Genomic DNA, 20,332 nt, shown 5'->3' with positions numbered 1-20,332 from the left:
GAGCGAAGGCCGCGTGCACATCATTCCGTGATCTTGAACGTGTCCTTCGAGTCGTTCTGGAGCTCGACCTGCCCCGGCAGCAGGTTCCGCACCGTGTTGCCGGAGAACGTCCCGGTCCCGGTGACTCCCGAGGTGACCCAGATGCCCTGGTTCGCCGGGCCGTCGACCGTGTTGTTCCGCAGTGTCACCTTGACGTTCTTCCGGGTGATGAACAGGCCCGCGCGCAGCGCGCCCCGCATGACGTTGTCCGTCATCGTGACGTTCGTGAACGCGTCGGGGAAGTTCGACGTCGGAGACGGCGAGCCGATCTGCACCCCGTGGCGGAGGCCGTTCCAGCCGCCGCCACCGAGCAGGACGTTTCCGCTGACCGTGGCGGATTCCAGCGGGTGGCCCGAGTCGCCGAACACGCCGACCTCCAGCGTGCTGTTCGAGGACACGCTCTTCACCAGGTTGTTCCTGAACTGGATGTCCTTGCCGCCGGCGATCCGGAGGCCATTGGCCCACCAGGGCGCGATCGCGGTGTTGTTCAGCACCCGGGCGCCGCTCAACTGGCCGTTGTCGCCATGGGTGCCGGAGTCGGAGTAGACGGCGAAGGAGTCGTCGCCGGTGTTGCGGGCGAAGTTGTTCTGGACCGTGATGTCGTCGCCGCGCTTGTCCGGGCTGGGCGTATTGCTGTTGTTGATGTTGAAGCCATCGCCGTACGAGTCCGCGGTCCGGCTGTCGCGGATGGTCCCGCCCGTGCCGGACAGCCAGTTGGCGTCCGTGTGCCGGGTCCAGATCCGTTCGACCAGCCAGCCCTTGGCGCCGCTGGCGTTGATGCCGTAGTCGGAGCCGCCGGGACCGCGGACGTCACGGTAGATGGCGTTGGCGTCGATCTGGAGGTCGCTCAGCCGGGTGCCGGAGCCGACCAGGATCTGGGAGCGCTGCCTGGCCGGCAGCGGCGGCCTGCGGTAGATCGTGGTGTACCACATGCCGGCGCCACGCACGGTCACGCCGGTGAAGTCCAATGGCGCGGCCCCGTCGAAGCTGTTGGTGAGGTACTTGCCCTTCGGGATCCAGACCGATGTGCCCTGTGCGCGGGCGGTGTCGACGGTCTTCTGGATGGCGACCGTCGAGTCCTTCCCGAACGTCGGGTCGGCGCCGTAGTCGACCACGGAGAGCGAGCCCTTGGGGCGGGTGCGCGCGTCCCCGACGTTCTCCAGGTCGAGAGAGTCCACGTCGTAGTAGGCGGCCGTGTTGGCGGCATCCTTCTTGAGCGTGATGGTGCTGCCGTCGGGGATCGGGGCGCCCTCGACCCGGACGGGGAATTCGTTGTAGAAGCGGTAGGCCGCCCCGCCGGCGTTCGGGTCGTCCGCGTTGGTGGCGGCGTGACGGTAGTTCCACGCCTGCTTGGAACTGATCGTGATCGCCTGGCGGTACGTGCCGTCGACGTAGAGGTTCAGCGAGGCGTCGATGCCGCCGCCCTGCGGCGCGTCGGGGATGGAGGCGCGCACGACGAGCGTATTGGCCTGCTTGCCGGTCTTGTTCACCACCGCCACCGACTGGCCGGTCCGGTCCAGCTCGGCATAGGCATAGCCGGATGCCTCGGTCTCCGGAGTGGCTTTGGTGGGCGCGGGATCGCCCGGCTTGATGGCGTGGACCTTGGCGCCACCGCCGAGTGTCCCGGACTCCGCCTCGACGGTCACAAAGGGCGTACGGGCCCCGGCCTCGGCGGCGCCCTCGGCTCCGGCGGCGGCCAAGGCCTCGGCGGCGGCCTCGGCTTCGGAGCCGGCTCCGGCCGCGGCCTCCGCGTGCCCTTCGGTGCCGGGGAGGTCGATGAGGGCGCCGAGCAGTGCGACACCGGCGACCCAGATGGAGAGTCGCCGGACTCTGCGGTGATGCATGGATGACCTCTCGTTCGCCTGAGCGCGACGGGGACGGGTGAGCCCTCAGGGCGTCACTGGGCGGATATGAAAGTCCATCCGATTGACTTACGTCAATGCGGTCGACAGGCCCGATTCATCGGATGCGCGGGAGAGTTGACCCGACGGCATGATCCCGTACGTCCCACCGGGATGCCGACGGAGCGGGTGGTCCGGCCCACGCCGCGACAGGAGGCCGGACAGTCGGCCGCGCTGTCGCAGAGCTCCTGCGATATGGCTCTGACCGGCAGGTTCGCTGCCGTATGCCGCAGCGCGGAACCCCGGTCGGCGGGGCCCGATGGCATACGGGAAATCCTCCCGGCCAGGGGAGGGCCGCCAACCGCGTCCGCATGGCAAAAACTTGCCCACGGCTTCGCCGCGTTCGTGTCGCCGCCCGAGCGCACCACCCGGCAGCCACCGCCGGGCAGCGACTTAGTACAACGTATTGACAAAGACCCGAGCCGGTTCATACGTTCGCAACCTCGCGACCGGCACCGTCCATCGGTGGCACGTCTCCTCTCCCGCCAGACCTGCCGGGCGCGGCCCAGACCACCCCGAAAGCCGCGTCCTGCCACGCGGTGACGAATGGGAGCGTGCATCCACCTTGACCACCGACACCCGGCGGGCGCTGGTCGTCCGCGGCGGCTGGGACGGGCATCACCCCGTGACGATCAGCGACAGCTTCGTTCCGTACCTCAAGGATCACGGCTTCACCGTCGAGACCGCCGAGGACCTCGCGGTGTACGACGACCCGGAGCGCCTCACCACCACCGACCTGATCGTCCAGTGCTGGACCATGGGCAGCATCACCCGCGAGCAGAGCGCCAACCTCGCCGCCGCGGTCCGCGCCGGCACCGGTCTGGCCGGCTGGCACGGCGGCATCGTCGACTGCTTTCACGACCACGGCTACCACCTGCTCACCGGCGGCACGTTCGTGATGCACCCGCCCGGCTACCTCGACCACGGCTACGAGATCGCGCCCGAGCGCGCCGACCACCCCATCGTCGCCGGGCTCGACGACTTCACCCTCCACTCCGAGCAGTACTGGGTGCTCACCGACCCGCACATCGACGTGCTGGCCACCACCTCCTTCCCGCCGGACGAGTTCCACGACCGGCCCGCGGTGATGCCCGCGGTGTGGACCAGGACCTGGGGCCGGGGCCGGGTCTTCGTATCGACCATCGGACACAAGCCCGACGACTTCGAGGTGCCGGAGGTCCGGACGCTGACCGAGAGGGGACTGCTGTGGGCGAGCCGCTGAAGCCACTGCGCATAGGCGTCGTGGGCGCGGGAAAGATCAGCGGCGCCTATCTCGCCACCCTGACCGAGCTGACCTCGGTGGAGCTCACCGCCGTCACCGACCTCGACCGCGGCCGCGCCGAGGCCGTCGCCGCACGGTACGAAGGCCGGGTCGCCGTGGCGGACTCGGTGACCGACCTGGTGGCGCGGGAGGACGTGGACGCCGTCCTCAACCTCACCATCCCGGCCGCCCACGCCGACGTCGCGCTGCAGGCACTACGCGCGGGCAAGCACGTCTACGGCGAGAAGCCCCTGGCGGCGAACCGCGAGGAAGCCGACGCCGTGCTCGCCGCGGCCCGCGAGTCAGGTCTGCGGGTCGGTTGCGCGCCCGACACCGTCCTGGGCACCGGCACCCAGACCGCGCGCAAGGCCATCGACGACGGCCTGATCGGCCGACCGGTCGCCGCCACGGCCTTCATGACCGGCGCGGGGCACGAGAGGTGGCACCCGGACCCGGAGTTCTACTACCGGCCCGGGGGCGGCCCGCTGCTGGACATGGGCCCGTACTACCTCTCCGCCCTGGTGCACCTGCTGGGCCCGGTGGCCAAGGTGACCGGCGCGTCCTCCCGCCCGCGCACGGAGCGCACCATCGGCAGCGGCCCGCGCGCGGGGCTCAGCTTCCCGGTGGAGGTGGACACGCACATCACCGGCACCCTGGAGCACACCGGAGGCGCCCTGTCCACGCTCATCATGAGCTTCGACGTACGCGCCGCGCGCCTGCCGCGCATCGAGGTACACGGCACCGAGGCCTCGCTGTCCGTACCCGACCCGAACACCTTCGACGGCGCCGTCGAGCTGAACCGCGGCGACGGTTGGGAGACGCTGCCGGCCTCGGCCGGCTACCCGGACGCGGGGCGCGGCGCGGGCCTGGCCGACCTGTCCGAGGCCCTGTCGGCAGGTCGCCCGCACCGCGCGTCCGCCGAACTCGCCGCCCACGTCCTGGACGTCATGCTGACGGTCATGGACGCGGCGGAGCAGGGCCGGGCCCTGCCGATCGGCGGCACCTGCGCGCGCCCCGCCCCGGTCGCCCTCTGACCCGCACACCCCACCACCCGCCGACAAGACCCGAAAGACAGGCCCTGGATGCACGACGACCGGAAGCTGGTCGAAGCCCGCCTGGAACGCGTCCTCAACGAGCGCGTCCGTCCCGCCGTCCACCCCGCCACCACACCCCTGACCGTGGAGATCTGGTCCACGGCGGACGAGCCCGTCCCGGTGGCCGAGGGGCTGGTGGCACCGACCCGCCCGATCGTCACCGGCGCCCCCTGGGGCGCGCCGTGGGGGACCAGCTGGTTCGAGGTGACCGGCGAGGTGCCGGCCGAGTGGGCCGGAAGGACGGTCGAGGCCGTGCTCGACCTCGGCTTCACCCCGCGTACCCCCGGCTTCCAGTGCGAGGGGCTCGTCCACGAGCCCGACGGCACCCCGGTCAAGGGCCTCCATCCGCGCAACAACTACGTCCGCGTCGGCGCCCCGGCCGCCGGCGGCGAGCGGATCCACTGGCGCATCGAGGCCGCCTCCAACCCCGACCTCGAGGCGGACGGCGTGCCCTTCCGGCCGACCCTGCTCGGCGACAGGGCGACCGCGGGCGACGCGCCCCAGTACGTCCTCGGCGACATGGTGCTGGCCGTCTTCGACGAGACGGTGTGGAACCTGGTCATGGACCTGGAGGTGCTCGGCGAGCTGATGGCCGAGCTGCCCGTCGACGGCGCCCGCCGCTGGGAGCTCCTGCGCGCCGTCAGCCGTGCGCTGGACGCCATCGACCTGGGGGACGTGAACGGCACCGCCCAGGCCGCGCGGGACGAGCTCGCCGAGGTGCTGGCCGCGCCCGCGAGCCCCGCGGCGCACCGCATCAGCGCCGTCGGCCACGCCCACATCGACTCCGCCTGGCTGTGGCCGCTGCGCGAGACGGTCCGCAAGGTCGCCCGTACCACCGCGAACATGACCAGGCTCCTCGAGGACGAGCCGGACTTCGTCTTCGCCATGTCGCAGGCCCAGCAGTTCGCCTGGATCAAGGAGCACCGCCCCGAGGTCTACGCCAGGGTCAAGAAGGCGGTCGCGGACGGCCGCTTCGTGCCGGCGGGGGGCATGTGGGTCGAGTCCGACACCAACATGCCCGGCTCCGAGGCGATGGCCCGGCAGTTCGTCCACGGCAAGCGCTTCTTCCTCGAGGAGTTCGGCATCGAGAACGACGAGGCCTGGCTCCCCGACACCTTCGGCTTCGCGGCCGGCCTGCCGCAGATCATCAAGGCCGCCGGATCCGACCGCCTCCTCACGCAGAAGATCTCCTGGAGCAGGACCAACTCCTTCCCGCACCACACCTTCCACTGGGAGGGCATCGACGGCACCCGGATCTTCACCCACTTCCCGCCGGTCGACTCGTACAACTGCGAGATGACCGGCGCCCAGCTCGCCCACGCCGCCCGCAACTTCAAGGAGAAGGGCGTCGCCAGGCGGTCCCTCGCCCCGGTCGGCTACGGCGACGGCGGCGGGGGCACCACCCGCGAGATGGTCGCGAAGGCGGCGCGGCTGCGCAGCTTGGAGGGTGCGCCGAGGGTCCAGTGGGAATCTCCCGCCGACTTCTTCGAGAAGGCCGAGGCCGAATACCCCGACCCGCCCGTGTGGGTGGGCGAGCTCTACCTGGAGCTGCACCGCGCCACCCTCACCAGCCAGGCGCAGACCAAGCGCGGCAACCGGCGCAGCGAGTCCCTGCTGACGGAGGCCGAGCTGTGGGCGGCCACGGCGGCCGTACGGGCGGGAGTTCGGTATCCGTACGAAGAGCTCGACCGGATCTGGAAGACGGTGCTGCTGCACCAGTTCCACGACATCCTGCCGGGCTCCTCGATCGCCTGGGTGCACCGGGAGGCGCGGGAGACGTACGCACGGGTGGCGGAGGAGCTGGAGGGCATCATCGAGGGTGCGCAGCGCGCGCTCGCCGGCGCGGGCACCGGCGAGCTGGTCTTCAACTCGGCGCCGCACGCACGGCGCGGTGTCCCGGCCGGGGGCGCGTCGGCCGCGGCTGACGAGGGCGGTGTCGCCCCGGTCCCGCGCGACGGCGGCGGTTACCTCCTCGACAACGGCCTTCTGCGCGTCGAGATCGACGCCCGCGGCCTGGTCGTCTCCGCATACGATCACGCCGCCGACCGGGAGGCGATCGCCCCCGGGCAGGCGGCCAACCTGCTCCAGCTGCACCCCGACTTCCCCAACCAGTGGGACGCCTGGGACGTCGACGCCTTCTACCGCAACACCGGCAGCGACCTCACCGACGTGGCCGTTCTGGGTGTCGAGGGCACCTCGGTGCGTATCGTGCGCGCCTTCGGCGAATCCCGCGTCAGCCAGCTCCTGTCCGTACCGAAGGACACCAAGCGGCTGGACATCGACACCGAGGTCGACTGGCACGAGACCGAGCGCTTCCTGAAGCTCGCCTTCCCGCTGGACGTGAAGGCCGACCGGTACGCCTCGGAGACGCAGTACGGACACGTCCACCGGCCCACCCACCAGAACACCAGCTGGGAGTGGGCGAAGTTCGAGGCCTGCAACCACCGCTTCGTGCAGGTCGACGAGCCGGGCTGGGGCGTGGCGATCGTCAACGACGCCACGTACGGCCACGATGTGACCCGCGCGGTACGGACCGGTGCCGACGCGGGGACCACCACCACGGTGCGGGCGTCGCTGCTGCGCGCGCCCCGCTACCCGGATCCGGAGACGGACCAGGGCGTACACCGCTTCCACCACGCGCTGGTCCCCGGCGCCACGGTCGGCGACGCGGTACGCGAGGGCTACCGCGCCAACCTGCCGGAGCGCCGCGTCACCGGCGGTGCCGCCGGGGTGGCGCCCCTGGTCGGGGTCGACAACGACGCCGTCGTGGTGAGCGCGGTCAAGCTCGCCGACGACCGCAGCGGCGACCTGGTGGTGCGCCTCTACGAGGCCGGCGGCGCCCGCGCCCGCGCCACCGTCCGCGTCGACGGCTTCGCCGCCGGCCACGCGGTCCTCACGGACCTGCTGGAACGCCCGCTCCCCGGCGCCGAACGGCCGGTCGTGGCCGACGGTGGCGTGGCGCTCGCGCTGCGGCCGTTCCAGATGGTGACCCTGCGGCTGCCCCGCGCCTGAGAGGACCGGACCGATATGACTGCCCCAGCGGCCCGCCCGGACCGCCCCACGGTGGTGTGCGTGATGAGCCCCGACGTCGCCGGTCTCGTCCTGCCGGCACCGCTGCGCGATCGGCTGGCCGAGATGGCGCGGCTGGTCCCGGACCCGTCGGGTGCTCAGGTGCACGCCACCTTCCCCGAGGCGCTCGCCGAGGCGGAGGTGCTCGTCAGCGGCTGGGGCTGCCCGCGGCTGACGGCCGAGGTGCTGGCGCGGGCCCCGAAGCTGCGGGCCGTGGCGCACGCCGCCGGGACGGTCAAGTCGCTGGTGAGCGAGGCGGTGTGGGAGCGCGGCATCGTGGTCTCGTCGGCCGCCGACGCCAATGCCGGCCCGGTCATCGCGTACACCGCCGCTCTGATCACGCTCGCCGCCCGGCGGACGCTGACCATGGCGGCGGGATACCGGGCCGGGTGGCCGCAGACCGCGCTCCGCTCGGGTGGCGACGGCCTGACGGTGGGCATCATCGGCGCCTCCCGCATCGGCCGCGGCGTGATCGCCCAACTGGCGCGCTCCGACGCGGGCTACCGGATCCTGCTCAGCGACCCGTATGTCACGGACGAGGAGGCGCGGTCGCTGGGCGCGGAGCCGGTGGAACTCGCCGAACTCTGCCGCCGCTCCGCGGTGGTGAGCGTGCACGCGCCGCTGCTGCCGGAGACGACGGGACTGCTGGACGCGGGGCTGCTGGCGCTGCTCCCCGACGGGGCCGCGGTGATCAATACGGCACGGGGCGCGATTCTCGACACCGAGGCCCTGACCCGCGAATGCGTCTCGGGCCGGCTCGAGGCGTACCTCGATGTGACGGACCCCGAGCCGGTGCCGCCGGAGCACCCCCTGGTCTCCCTGCCGAATGTGCTGCTCACCCCGCATATCGCCGGCGCCCAGGGCACGGAGGTGCGACGGCTCGGGCAGTACGCGGTCGCCGAGGTCGCCCGCTGGCTGGCCGGCGAGCCACTGCGGGGCGAGGTCACGCGGGAGGCGCTCGCCCGGCTGGCCTGAGCCGCCGATCACCGGTAGGGCGGGGCGCCCGGCTGCCCCACTCCACGTACCTCCGCAGGATGTACGTCACCACCCGCAGACCGGGGAGTGACGCGGAACGCCGTCTTTCGATGATGAAAGGGCTCCACCTCATGACAACGGTTCAACGATCCGCCGCTCCGGCGGCCGAGGAGGGCAGAGGGGCGGACACCCGCCGGCCGCGGCGCTTGCGCCCGGCCGGCCGACGAGACGTGGCGCTGTTCTGGTTCGCGATACCAGGGCTGATAGTGCTGTTGCTGTTCCACTACGTTCCGCTGCTCGGAAACGCCATCGCGTTCCAGGACTACCAGCCGTACATCGGCATCATGCACAGCCCCTGGAGCGGGCTGGACAACTTCGATGTCCTCTTCAACGGTGACGACCAGTTCCTGCGGGCACTGGTCAACACGCTGCAACTGACGCTGATCCAGGTCGTCTTCGTCTTCCCCGCACCCATCCTCCTCGCGCTCGCTCTGAACAGCCTGGTCAGCGAGCGGATCAAGAAGTGGGTGCAGAACGTGCTGTATCTGCCGCACTTCCTGTCCTGGGTGGTCGTCGTCGCCCTCTTCCAGCAGATGCTGGGCAACACCGGCATGCTCAACCTGTTCCTGCAGGCCCACGACGTGGGCACCTGGAACATCATCGGCAACCCGGAGCTGTTCAAGTCGCTGCTCACCTCCCAGGTCATCTGGAAGGACACCGGCTGGGGCACCATCCTCTTCCTGGCCGCCCTCTCCCGCGTCGACAACGACCTCTACGAGGCCGCCGCGATGGACGGCGCCAGCCGCTTGCGGCAGACCTGGCACGTCACCCTGCCCGCGCTGCGCGGCCTGGTGATCCTGCTGCTCATCCTCCGCCTCGGCGACGCCCTCTCCGTCGGCTTCGAGCAGATCCTGCTGCAGCAGGGCGGCGTCGGCCTGGAGAACAGCGAAGTCATGGACACCTACGTCTACAACCACGGTCTCATCGGCGGGGACTGGGGCGTCAGCGCCGCCGTCGGCCTGGTCAAGGGGCTGGTCGGGGTCGTGCTGGTCCTGGGCGCCAACAAGGTCGCCCACCTCTTCGGCGAGGAAGGTGTCTACAAGTCATGACAACGCTGTCGCCCACCCACCCGGTGCGCCGCGGGCCACGCCGGGCCTACAGCGCCATCCCCGGCGAGACCCCTGGCACCCCGCCGTGGCGCGCCCTGAAGTCGTTGATCCTCCTGATCTGTGTGGTCCTGGTGCTGCTGCCGTTCCTGGCGATCATCTCGACCTCGCTCGCCGACACCGCACAGGTCACCAAGGCCGGCGGCTACATCCTGTGGCCCGACAACCCGAGCTTCTCCGCCTACTCGGCGCTGCTCTCCGGCGGGCTGGTCTCCAAGGCCATGCTGGTCAGTGTCGGCATCACCGTCGTCGGTACGGCCCTGTCGCTGCTCAGCTCCATCTCGCTGGCCTACGGACTCAGCAGGCCGGGCTCCTTCGGACACAAGCCGATCCTGATGCTGCTGCTGATGTCGTTGCTGTTCGTGCCGGGCGTCATCCCCAGCTACCTGATGGTCAAGCAGCTCGGCCTGATCAACAGCTACTGGTCGCTGATCCTGCCGACCATGATCAACGCGTTCAACGTGATCGTGTTGCGCTCCTTCTTCATGGGCATCCCCAAGGAGCTCATCGACTCGGCACGCATCGACGGCGCCTCCGAGCTGTCGATCCTGACCCGGATCGTGCTCCCCCTGTCCAAGGCATCGGTCGCGGTCATCGGCCTGTTCTACGCGGTGACGTACTGGAACGCCTTCTTCAACGCGCTGCTCTACATCAACGACGCCGCCAAGTGGCCGATGCAGATGGTGCTGCGCACGTACGTCGTCAACAACGCGGCTCTCAGCGGTGGCCAGGTCGACGCCGCGGCCGGCGCACCGCTGCCGCCGGCACAGTCGCTGCAGGCGGCCATCCTCGTGCTCTCGATCGTGCCCATCGTGATCGTCTACCCCTTCCTGCAGCGGCATATGAACAAGGGCGTCATGGTCGGAGCGGTGAAGGGATGACGGTGATGAAGCCATCTATGAGCCGCCGCGGCTTTCTCGCCTCGGCCGCCGGTGCCACGGCAGGGCTCACCCTGGCCGGCTGCGGTGACTACAAGCCGGTCTCGGCCAGGGCGGCCAACGCCAAGGCCCCGCTGCCCACGTACATCCCGTACCAGGGCGTGCCGACGTCGATGCCCGCGACAGCGGACGGCGTCTCGGTCGGCTATGAGCACTACCCCGCCAACCCCGTCACGGCGCTGCCGGACGGCCCGCCCGCCAAGGGCCCCGCCATCGACATCATGACGCTGATCTTCAATCCGGTGCCGCCGCCGGTGGGGAGCAACGTCATGTGGCAGGCGCTCAACAAGAGCATCGGCTGCGACCTCAACTTCGAGATCACGCCGGTCGCCGACTACCCGAACAAGTTCGCCGTGACGCTCGCGGGCGGCGATCTGCCGGACGCGATGCTGATGCTGCCGCCGAAGGACAATGCCGTGGCAACGCCGGGCATGCTGGACGCCCTCTTCGAGGACCTCACCCCGCATCTGTCCGGGGACAACATCCGGGACTACCCGTACCTCGCCAACATCCCGACCGCTTCCTGGGGGCCTTGTGTGCTCAACGGCGGCATCTACGGGATCCCGATGCCCCGCCCCGTCTCCGGCGGTCCGATCTTCACCCGCCTCGACCTGCTCGAGAAGCTGGACGTCGACCCGAACCCGAGCAGCTGGAAGGAGTACTTCCAGCTGTGCAAGGACGTCACCGACCGCAAGCGCAACCAGTACGCCATGGGCGACCCCATCACCGCGTTCGACACGACCATGCAGATGCTGGGCGGACCCAACAAATGGCGTGAGGAAGAGGGGAAGTTCACCTTCTGGCTCGAGACCGAGGAGGCCAAGCAGGCCATGGACGCGGTCCTCCGGATGACGAAGGCCGGAGTCATGCACCCGGACGCCTACACCGTCACGGGCAAGGCCAAGGAGTGGTTCGGCACCGGCCAGCTCGTCATCAACCCCGACGGGGCCGCCGCGTGGAACGACTACTACACCACGTACGCTCCCGCGGCGAAGGGCTTCGACCTCGGCTACCTGATGCCGCCCAGCTGGGACGGCGGTAAGGGCACCTACTGGTCGGGCCAGTCCTATTACGGCCTCCTCATCATCAAGAAGGCGCCCAAGGCACGTATCAAGCAGATCCTGCGGGCGATGAACGCCCTTGCCGCGCCCTTCGGCACGGACGGCTATCTGCTGCGCAAGTACGGCGTCCGAGGCCCGGACCACACGATGAGGGGGGCCGACCCGATCCTCACGCCGAAGGGCACGGCCGAGGTCACCCTGCCGACGACCTTCGCCACGGACGCGCCCTTCACGCTCTACTACCCGGTCAAGCCGGGGGTCGTGAAGACGCAGTACGCATTCCAGAAGGACGCCGTCGAGCGGTTGGTCCGCAACCCCACCGAGGCCCTCTACTCGCCCACCAACGCCAAGAAGTCCGCACTGCTGCAGAAGATCCTGGACGACACCCGCAAGGGCATCATGCAGGGCCGCGTCCCCCTCAAGGAGTGGGACGGCGTCATGCGGAACTGGCGCAAGGAGGCGGGCGATCAGATCCGCGTCGAGTTCGAAAAGGCATGGGAGACCCGCCACTGATGCACCACCACACCCCCGCCGAGGACCGCGCCCGCTGGGAGCGGACCGCCGACGCCATGCTGCTCGCCGTACGGCCGTACGCCACCGAAGGGCACGACCTGATCCACCTCCCCGGCGTGCCCAGCCACAACGGTGCGCACAGCGACGGCCTCGAGGGCTTCGCCCGCACGTTCCTGCTGGCCGCGTTCCGGCTGACGGGGGCGGCGGGCGCGGACCCGCACGACCTCGCCGGGTGGTACGCGGCCGGCGTCGCCGCCGGCACCGACCCGCAGAACCCGGACCGCTGGCCGGCCTTCGCCGAATGCAACCAGGCGAAGGTCGAGGCGGCCTCCATCGCGCTCGCGCTGCACGAGACCCGGCCGTGGATCTGGGACCGGCTGGACGCGAAGGTCCGGCAGCGGGTGCTGGACTGGCTGGCGCCGATGGTCGGCAACCCGATGCCGGGGAACAACTGGATCTGGTTCCAGGGCGTCACCGAAGCCTTCGCCCGGACCGCCGGCGGCGAGTGGCGCCAACAGGACCTGGACCGGACCATCGCGCTGACCGATGGCTGGTACGCGGGCGAGGGCTGGTACTCCGACGGGCTGACCGGCGCCGGACACCGCAACTTCGACCACTACAACGGGTGGGCGATGCACCTCTACCCGCTGTGGTTCTGCCGCATCCTCGGCGATGCGGCGCCCGCCGGGCTGCTGGACCGCTACCGGGAGCGGCTGCGGCGGTTCCTGGCGGACCAGCGGCTGCTGGTCGGCGCCAACGGCTCACCGCTGATCCAGGGCCGCTCGCTCACCTACCGGCATGCGGCGCTGGCCTCCGTGTGGACCGGTGCCGTCTTCGACGCCACACCGCTGGCGCCGGGGGAGACCCGGTCGCTCGCCACCCGCATGCTCGACCACTTCCACGGGCACGGGGCGCTGAACGCACAGGGGCTGCTCACGCTCGGCTGGCACCGGCCCTTCCGCGGCATGCTGCAGAGCTACTCCGGCCCTGCCTCCCCGTACTGGGCGAGCAAGGGCTTCATCGGTCTCGCCCTGCCGCCGGAGCACCCGGTGTGGACGGCGGAGGCGACACCGCTCGCCGTCGAGGAGGGCGACTTCGCACAGGCGCTGGCGACGCCCGGCTGGCTGGTCTCGGGCACCGCCGCCGATGGCGTCGTACGCGTCGTCAACCACGGCGGCGACCACGCCGACCCGGCCCGTCCGCACGCCGACGACCCGTCCTACGCGCGCTTCGCCTACTCCACGCACACCGCGCCGGAGACCCCCGGCGACCCGACCGTCCCCGGCGGCAGCGCGGACGCCGACCCGCTCGACAACGCGGTCGTGCTGCTCGACGCGGCCGGGCGCGCCTCGCACCGGCGCCCCGCCACCCGTATCTCCATCGGCGGCGCCACCGCCGTCTCGCGCTCGCGCGCGCACTGGCCCGACGACGCGACATGGGATGTGTTCGGCGGCCCCGACACCGACTACGCCCTCGGCCCCTGGGTGACCGTCGGCTCCGCGCTGCGCGGCTCCGTCGAGGTCCGTGCCGTACGCGTCGACGGCGACCGGGGCCCCGGCCATGTGCTGCGGGTCGGCGGCTGGGCCCTGGCGGTGGACGACACGCCACCGGCCGGCGGCCCCGCCCGGGTCGAAGGCACCGACGGCCTCGTCTCCCTCGTCGTGGGCGTGCGAGGGCTGCCCCACGGCGCGGTGCGCCCGGGCTCCGACAGCAACGCCCTCGGCCCCGCCTCCGCCACCCCCGTCGTGGAGACCGAAGGCCCCGTGACCCACGGCACCCTCCACATCGCCCTGGTGCACCTCGGCGGCACCGACCCCGCCGCCCTGCCCCACGTCACCACCGGTGCCGACGGCACCACCCTCCTCGCCGACGTGACCTGGGCGGACGGCACCCGGGACACGATCCGGCTCCCGGCGCCCGATCCCGACGCGTACGACCCCTGGAAGGACCACCACCGTGCATGACGACCGCAGGATCATCGAGGACCGGATCCGCAAGCTGCTCGACCGGGTCGTCCGCCCCGCCTTGTACGGCGCTGCCCGGCCGCTCTCGCTCAGCGCCTGGTTCGTGGACGGAGAGCCCGTGCCCGTGGCCGACGCGCTGACCGCCGCGTACGAGCCCTTCCAGCTCGGCTCGACCTGGGGCGCGCCCTGGTGCACCACCTGGCTCCGCGCCGGCGCCGAGATCCCCGCCGACTGGGCGGGACGCCGCGTCGAGGCCGTCTTCGACCTGGACTTCGACCTCACCAAGGGGCCCGGCGGCCAGGCCGAGGGCCTCGTCCACGACGCCCACGGCTCGCCGATCCAGGGTCTGCACCCGTACCACCGCAGCGTGCTCCTCGCCGACCCCGCCACCGGCGGCGACGGCGTCGACCTCCTCATCGAGCTCGCCGCCAATCCGCCCATCACCGGCAGTGCGGGGATCAACACCCATTACGGTTCGCGGGCGACGGCCGGCCCCGACCCTCTCTACCGCCTCAAGCAGGCCGAGATCGCGGTCCGCGAGGACGACGTCTGGCACCTCATCCACGACATCGAGGTCCTCGACGAGCTGATGCGCGAACTCCCGCTCGGCTCCACCCGGCGGCACGAGATCCTCTACGCCCTGCGCCGCGCCGCCGACGCCGTCGACCCGGCCGACGTGGCGAGCACCGCCGCCGCGGCACGCGACCGCCTCGCCGATGTGCTCGCCCGGCCGGCGCACGCCTCCGCGCACACCCTCGCCGCCGTCGGGCACGCCCATATCGACTCGGCCTGGCTGTGGCCGGTGCGCGAAACCGTACGCAAGTGCGCGCGCACGTTCACCAACATGACGGCTCTCGCCCAGGAGTACCCCGAGCTGATCTTCGCCTGCTCCTCGGCGCAGCAGTACGCGTGGATGCGCGAGCGGCGCCCCGAGATCTTCGCCCGGATGAAGAAGGCGGCCGCGGAGGGCAACTGGGTCCCGGTCGGCGGTATGTGGGTCGAGGCCGACGGCAACCTCCCCGGCGGCGAGGCCATGGCCCGCCAGCTGGTGTACGGGCGGCGCTTCTTCGCGGAGGAGTTCGGTGTCGAGCAGAAGGGCGTGTGGCTGCCGGACTCCTTCGGCTACACCGCCGCCTACCCGCAGCTGGCCAAGCTCGCCGGCGCGGAGTGGTTCCTGACCCAGAAGCTCTCCTGGAACGAGACGAACAAGCTGCCGCACCACACCTTCCACTGGGAAGGCATCGACGGCACCCGCATCTTCACCCACCTGCCGCCCGTCGACAGCTACAACGCGTCGCTCACGGCGGCCGAACTCGCCTACGCCGAGCGCAACTTCGAGGACAAGGGAGTGGCCACCCGCTCCCTCGTCCCCTTCGGCTACGGCGACGGCGGTGGCGGCCCCTCCCGCTCCATGCTGGAGAAGGCCCGCCGGCTGCGCGATCTGGAGGGCTCGCCCAAGGTCGCCATCGAGGCGCCGGACGCCTTCTTCGCGGCGGCGCGGGCCGAGCGCACCGGGCTTCCGGTGTGGCGCGGCGAGCTGTACCTGGAGAACCACCGCGGCACCTACACCAGCCAGGCCCGCACCAAGCGCGGCAACCGGCGCAGCGAGGCACTGCTGCGGGAGGCCGAGCTGTGGGCGGCGACGGCGGCGGTACGGGCGGGCGCGCCGTACCCGTACGAGCGCCTCGAAGCGCTGTGGCAGCGGGTGCTGCTGAACCAGTTCCACGACATCCTGCCGGGCACCTCCATCGCATGGGTGCACCAGCAGGCCGAGCGGGAGTACGGGGACATCCGCGACGAGCTGGAGACGCTGATCGCGGATGCGGTGGGCCGGCTGCCCGGTGCCGCCGGAGCGCTGCTCAACGCGGGGCCGTACGCCCGCCGCGAGGTCGCCGTCGTGTCCGGTGCCGAACTCCCCGGTGCGCAGCGCCTGTCGGACGGGCGCAGCGCCGTCCTCGCCGAGGTGGACGCCCTCGCCTCCGGCGGCACGGTGGCCACGCCGCGGCAGGAGGTCACGGCCGCTTCCGAGGGCGGCGGCTTCGTCCTCGACAACGGCGTGATACGGGTCGTGGTCGACCGGCGCGGTCTGATCACCTCGGTCCACGACCACGCCGCCGACCGGGAGTCGATCGCCCCCGGGGGCGCCGGCAACCTCCTCCAGCTGCACCCCGACGACCCCACCCTGTGGTCGGCCTGGAACATCGACTCCTACTACCGCGACACCGTCCGCGACCTCGACGAGGCCGAGTCGGTGACGCTGGTCGACGAGGGCCCGCTGCTCGCCTCGGTGCGGGTGGAGCGCGCCTTCGGCGCCTCCCGGATCGTCCAGCACCTCGACCTCGCCGCCGAATCCCGTCAGGTGACGGTCCGCACCGACATCGACTGGCAGGAGCGCGACACCGTACTGAAGGCGGCCTGGCCCCTCGATGTGCACGCGGAGCGCGAGAGCGCCGAGATCCAGTTCGGGCATGTGCAGCGGCCCACGCACGAGAACACCAGCTGGGACGCGGCCCGCTTCGAGCTGTGGGCGCACCGCTGGGTGCACGTGGGGGAGCGGCGCTGGGGCGCGGCGCTGCTCACCGACTCCACATACGGGCACGACATCCGCCGCGACACCCGCGCGGACGGCGGCACCACGACCACGGTGCGGCTCTCGCTGCTCCGCTCGCCGCACAGTCCCGACCCGCGGGCCGACCGCGGGCGGCACGGCTTCAGCTACGCGCTGGTGGCCGGAGCCGGCATCGAGGAGGCCATCGCGGGGGGTTACGCGCTGAACCTGCCGCTGCGCCCGGCCCCGGCGTCGGCCGCCGCCCTGGTGTCCGTCGACACCTGCGACGTCGTGGTGGAGTCGGTGAAGCTCGCCGACGACCGGGGCGGCGATGTCGTGGTGCGGCTGTACGAGGCGTGCGGCGGGGCGGTGCGGGCGGCGCGGCTCACGGCGGGCTTCGGGCTCGCCGCCGCGTACGACTGCGATCTGCTGGAGCAGCCGGGCACGCGGCTGGCCGCGTCCGAGGACGGGGCCGTGGTCCTGGCGTTCCGCCCGTTCCAGATCCGTACGCTGCGGCTGCGGCCTACGATGCGCCCGAGCCAGGGGGAGGTACGTTGACGACCGTGAAGCCCGAAAAACCGGCCATCAGGCGCGGCACCAACCTGCCGCGGATGGCGGACTTCAACGAGTCCGTGATCCTGGACGCCATCCGCCGGCACGCGGACGGCCTCAGCCGGGTGGAACTCGCCCAGGCGACCGGCCTGTCGGCGCAGACCGTCTCGAACATCACGCGCCGGTTGCTCGACCAGGGGGTGGCGCGCGAGTCGGGCAAACAGCACACCGGCAGCGGCAAGCCCCGCACGCTGCTGGAGGTCGTGCCGAGCTCGCGCTACGCCGTGGGCGTACACCTCGACCCCGCGGTGATCACCACGGTCCTGGTGGACCTGGCCGGCACCGTCGTCGCCCAGCGCAGCCGGCAGACGCCGAGCGGCGGCGACACCGACCGGACCACCGCCGACATGGCGGCATCGGTGTCGGCGCTGGTGGCCGAGACCGGCATCGACGACGCCCGGGTACTGGGCCTGGGCATCGCCGCTCCCGGCCCCATCGACGCGGAAGCGGGCTGGGTGGTGGACCCGCCGGAGCTGCCGGGCTGGGGCCGCTACCCGCTGCGCGATCGGCTGAGCGAAGCCACCGGCTTCCCGGCGCTGCTCGACAAGGACGTGACGGCGGCGGTGGTGGCCGAGCGCTGGGCGGGCGCGGCCACGGACAGCCGCAACCTGCTCTTCTTCTACCTCGGCACCGGCTCCGGCATGGGCCTGGCGGTGGAGGACACGGTGCTGCGCGGCGTGTCGGGCAACGCGGGCGAGGTCGGCGGCCTCGGCGCGTCCTTCTCGGCCCGTACGCTCGTCGACGAGGCCATCGCCCTGGGCGTGCTCGGCACCGAGTACACCTGCCTCGACCCGGCCGACGCCCAGCGCGGCCTGGAACGCCTGGCGGTGGCGGCCGGGGACGGACCGGCGGACGGCATCATCGAGCGCCTGGCCATCCGCGTCGGCCGCGGCGTCTGCGCGGCGGCGACGCTTCTGGACGTGGACACGGTCGTGTTCGGCGGTCCGGTGTGGCAGCTGCTGTCCGATCGCCTCCTGCCCACGATCGAGTCGATGGTGGCGCGGAGCCCGTTCGTCAGACCGACCCACCCGACGACGGTCACGTCGACCACCCTGGGCGAAAACGTGGCGGCGATCGGCGCGGCCGCCCTGGTCCTGGACCGCACCCTGTCCGCTCAGCCCCGGTCGCTGCTGCTGGTCTGAAGCGCCCGAAAGCGCCCGGGCGCCACGCCCTCGGCCATAGGCCGCCCGCGCGTGGTGCCCCCGTTCCCCGTCCCCACTCCCTCCCCGGAGCCCTCCGCCATGCCCGGCCATCCCCGTCTGACAGAGCTGTTCCCGCCCTCGCTGGTCGCCGCCCGTATGCCGCGGATCGGCGAGTGGAGTCCCGTACCGCCCGCGGCGGACCGGGGCGCCTGGGAGGGCATCGGCAACGACACCCGCGACCGCGTGCTGCGGGCGGCCGCCTCGACGCTCCAAGCGCCGTGGCCGTCCCTGCCCGCCTCCCTGTTCGCCCGCTTCGCGCGCGACGGCGACCGCTGGGACTACCAGGCACCGGCCGCCGCGCGGCGAGAACGGCTCGGGCGGGCGGTGCTGGCCACCGCCATGAGCCCCTCGTCCGCGGCATTCCTGGACGAGGTGATGGACGGCGTCTGGGCGCTGTGCGAGGAGACCAGCTGGGTGCTCCCGGCGCACGACTTCCGGGTCCTCGGCTCCCACGGCCGCGACCGCGGCCTGTTGCCGGACCCGGAGCGCCCCACCCTGGACCTCGGCGCCTCGATGACGGCCGTGCTCCTGGCGCTCACCGACGCGATCGTCGGCGAGGAGCTGGACCGGATCGACCCGCTGGTGCGCCGACGGCTGCGCCGGGAGGTCTCCACCCGGGTGCTGCGGCCGTATCTGCGACGCGACGACTGGGGCTGGTACGACGGTTCGACGGCCAAGCTGAACAACTGGAATCCCTGGATCCACTCCGAGCTGCTGCTGGCCACCGCGCTGACCGAGGAGTCCGACGAGGTCCGTGGCGCAGTGGTCTCCCGCATCGTCCAGGGCCTGGAGAACTACCTGGCGGCGCACCCCGAGGACGGCGGCTGCGACGAAGGACCGCACTACTGGTGGCGCGCCGGGGCCAGCCTCTTCGAGTGCCTGGAGACCCTCACCTCGCTGCTCGGCACCGACGCGGGCGTCTTCGGCCATCCGCTGATACGCGCCATCGCGCGCTATCCCCTGGCCACCTGGATCGGCGACGGCTGGGCGGTCAACTTCGCGGACGGGCCGGCGCGTCCGCGCGAGATGGCGGCGGCGGTGCTGCACCGGTACGGCCGCCGCACCGATCAGCCGGAGGTGTCCGCACACGCCCGGGCGCTGCGCGGCGGCGCCGATGCCGCGATCCCGGAGGCCGGCGGGCCGTTCGATCTGCGCCGCATCTCGGATGCCCTCTTCGACGCCGACTGGCAGGCGGCCGGGCCCGCCCCCTTCCCGCTGCCCGTACGCAGCTGGCTGCCCGACACCCAGGTCCTGGTCACCCGCGCCGCGGCGGGCACGGAGCGCGGGCTGCTGCTCGCGGCGAAGGGCGGCCACAACGACGAGAGCCACAATCACAACGACGTCGGCACCTTCATCGTCGCCCTCGACGCCCGGCCGCTGCTGATCGACGCCGGGGTCGGCACGTACCGCAAGGAGACGTTCAGCCCGGAGCGTTACGGAATCTGGTCGATGACCAGCGCGTATCACAACGTGCCGATCGTCAACGGCCTCGGCCAGCCGCCGGGGCCGGACTTCCGGGCGGCCGCGGTCGCCCACTTCTGCGACGGCACCACTGACGAACTGAGGTGTGACCTCGCCGCGGCCTATCCGCCCGAAGCAGGGCTGACTCGCTGGCAGCGTACGTTCCGGCTCGTACGCGACGCGGACGACGAGCGCATCGAGATCGGCGACGCCTGGGGCTGCTCCGCCCAGCCGGTCTCACTGGGGCTGCACCTGCTGGCCGGCGGGGAGGTGGCCCTCGCGGACGGGGGCGGCCGGGCCGTCGTCAGCCCGCCGGCCGGGCGTGGGCTGATGCTCGGCTGGAACGCCGTGGTGTTCACCGCCTCGGTGGAGACCGTCCCACTCACCGACCCGGCCTTCACCCGCGTGTGGGGCCCGGCGATCCACCGGCTCGTCCTCACCGCCCGCCGGCCCGCGACCGAGGGCGAGCACACGCTGACGGTGCGGCCGAATCCGAGGCGGGTGTCGAGGCGGATGTAACCGTACCCA

At 71.8% G+C, this 20,332-nt stretch carries 12 protein-coding genes; 11 read left to right on the top strand and 1 reads right to left on the bottom strand.

Annotated features, from left to right (window positions below; genetic code table 11):
- Positions 1 to 20 precede the first annotated feature (20 nt).
- Entirely contained in the window at positions 21 to 1,883 is a 1,863-nt protein-coding gene (locus tag J8403_RS07455) for a right-handed parallel beta-helix repeat-containing protein (protein ID WP_211122460.1), read from the bottom strand.
- Positions 1,884 to 2,505: 622 nt separating this feature from the next.
- Here J8403_RS07455 and J8403_RS07450 point away from each other — a divergent pair.
- From J8403_RS07450 to J8403_RS07400, 11 genes are all read left to right on the top strand, one after another.
- Positions 2,506 to 3,162, top strand: coding sequence for a ThuA domain-containing protein (locus tag J8403_RS07450; protein ID WP_211122459.1), 657 nt, complete (start codon positions 2,506 to 2,508; stop codon positions 3,160 to 3,162).
- On the top strand, positions 3,147 to 4,235 hold the full coding sequence (locus J8403_RS07445; protein WP_211122458.1) for a Gfo/Idh/MocA family protein: 1,089 nt from the start codon (positions 3,147 to 3,149) through the stop codon (positions 4,233 to 4,235). The genes J8403_RS07450 and J8403_RS07445 overlap by 16 nt, the downstream gene beginning before the upstream one ends.
- Before the next feature lie 48 nt (positions 4,236 to 4,283).
- The gene (locus J8403_RS07440; RefSeq protein ID WP_211122457.1) at positions 4,284 to 7,307 is read left to right on the top strand and encodes an alpha-mannosidase; all 3,024 of its coding nucleotides are present in this window, start codon (positions 4,284 to 4,286) and stop codon (positions 7,305 to 7,307) included.
- A gap of 15 nt (positions 7,308 to 7,322) precedes the next feature.
- Complete coding sequence (locus tag J8403_RS07435) at positions 7,323 to 8,339, top strand: hydroxyacid dehydrogenase (protein ID WP_211122456.1); 1,017 nt, start codon at positions 7,323 to 7,325, stop codon at positions 8,337 to 8,339.
- A gap of 131 nt (positions 8,340 to 8,470) precedes the next feature.
- A complete protein-coding gene (locus J8403_RS07430) occupies positions 8,471 to 9,448 on the top strand; it encodes an ABC transporter permease (protein ID WP_211122455.1) in 978 nt (325 codons plus the stop codon).
- Complete coding sequence (locus J8403_RS07425; protein ID WP_211122454.1) at positions 9,445 to 10,386, top strand: carbohydrate ABC transporter permease; 942 nt, start codon at positions 9,445 to 9,447, stop codon at positions 10,384 to 10,386. The genes J8403_RS07430 and J8403_RS07425 overlap by 4 nt, the downstream gene beginning before the upstream one ends.
- Positions 10,387 to 10,391: 5 nt before the next feature.
- On the top strand, positions 10,392 to 12,017 hold the full coding sequence (locus tag J8403_RS07420; protein WP_211122453.1) for an extracellular solute-binding protein: 1,626 nt from the start codon (positions 10,392 to 10,394) through the stop codon (positions 12,015 to 12,017).
- Positions 12,017 to 13,981, top strand: a complete 1,965-nt coding sequence (locus tag J8403_RS07415) for a DUF2264 domain-containing protein (protein ID WP_211122452.1) — start codon at positions 12,017 to 12,019, stop codon at positions 13,979 to 13,981. Before J8403_RS07420 ends, J8403_RS07415 begins: the two co-directional genes overlap by 1 nt.
- Positions 13,974 to 17,087 (top strand): alpha-mannosidase, encoded by a 3,114-nt coding sequence (locus J8403_RS07410; protein ID WP_211122451.1) that lies wholly within the window; start codon positions 13,974 to 13,976, stop codon positions 17,085 to 17,087. Before J8403_RS07415 ends, J8403_RS07410 begins: the two co-directional genes overlap by 8 nt.
- A 53-nt stretch (positions 17,088 to 17,140) precedes the next feature.
- Complete coding sequence (locus tag J8403_RS07405) at positions 17,141 to 18,283, top strand: ROK family transcriptional regulator (protein ID WP_343245360.1); 1,143 nt, start codon at positions 17,141 to 17,143, stop codon at positions 18,281 to 18,283.
- A gap of 99 nt (positions 18,284 to 18,382) precedes the next feature.
- Positions 18,383 to 20,323 carry a heparinase II/III domain-containing protein gene (locus tag J8403_RS07400; RefSeq protein WP_211122449.1) on the top strand — a complete coding sequence of 647 codons (1,941 nt, stop codon included), beginning with the start codon at positions 18,383 to 18,385 and terminating at the stop codon, positions 20,321 to 20,323.
- Positions 20,324 to 20,332: the final 9 nt, after the last annotated feature.

The organism is Streptomyces yatensis (assembly GCF_018069625.1).
GTDB classification, from domain to species: Bacteria; Actinomycetota; Actinomycetes; order Streptomycetales; family Streptomycetaceae; genus Streptomyces; species Streptomyces yatensis.
This window is presented reverse-complemented; position numbering and strand designations above follow the sequence as displayed.

Excerpts from the sequence above, each read along its gene's own strand:
- J8403_RS07455 (WP_211122460.1), bottom strand. The coding sequence starts at position 1,883 with ATGCATCACCGCAGAGTCCGGCGACTCTCCATCTGGGTCGCCGGTGTC.
- J8403_RS07440 (WP_211122457.1), top strand. The coding sequence starts at position 4,284 with ATGCACGACGACCGGAAGCTGGTCGAAGCCCGCCTGGAACGCGTCCTC.
- J8403_RS07435 (WP_211122456.1), top strand. The coding sequence starts at position 7,323 with ATGACTGCCCCAGCGGCCCGCCCGGACCGCCCCACGGTGGTGTGCGTG.
- J8403_RS07430 (WP_211122455.1), top strand. The coding sequence starts at position 8,471 with ATGACAACGGTTCAACGATCCGCCGCTCCGGCGGCCGAGGAGGGCAGA.
- J8403_RS07425 (WP_211122454.1), top strand. The coding sequence starts at position 9,445 with ATGACAACGCTGTCGCCCACCCACCCGGTGCGCCGCGGGCCACGCCGG.
- J8403_RS07420 (WP_211122453.1), top strand. The coding sequence starts at position 10,392 with ATGAAGCCATCTATGAGCCGCCGCGGCTTTCTCGCCTCGGCCGCCGGT.
- J8403_RS07415 (WP_211122452.1), top strand. The coding sequence starts at position 12,017 with ATGCACCACCACACCCCCGCCGAGGACCGCGCCCGCTGGGAGCGGACC.
- J8403_RS07405 (WP_343245360.1), top strand. The coding sequence starts at position 17,141 with ATGGCGGACTTCAACGAGTCCGTGATCCTGGACGCCATCCGCCGGCAC.
- J8403_RS07400 (WP_211122449.1), top strand. The coding sequence starts at position 18,383 with ATGCCCGGCCATCCCCGTCTGACAGAGCTGTTCCCGCCCTCGCTGGTC.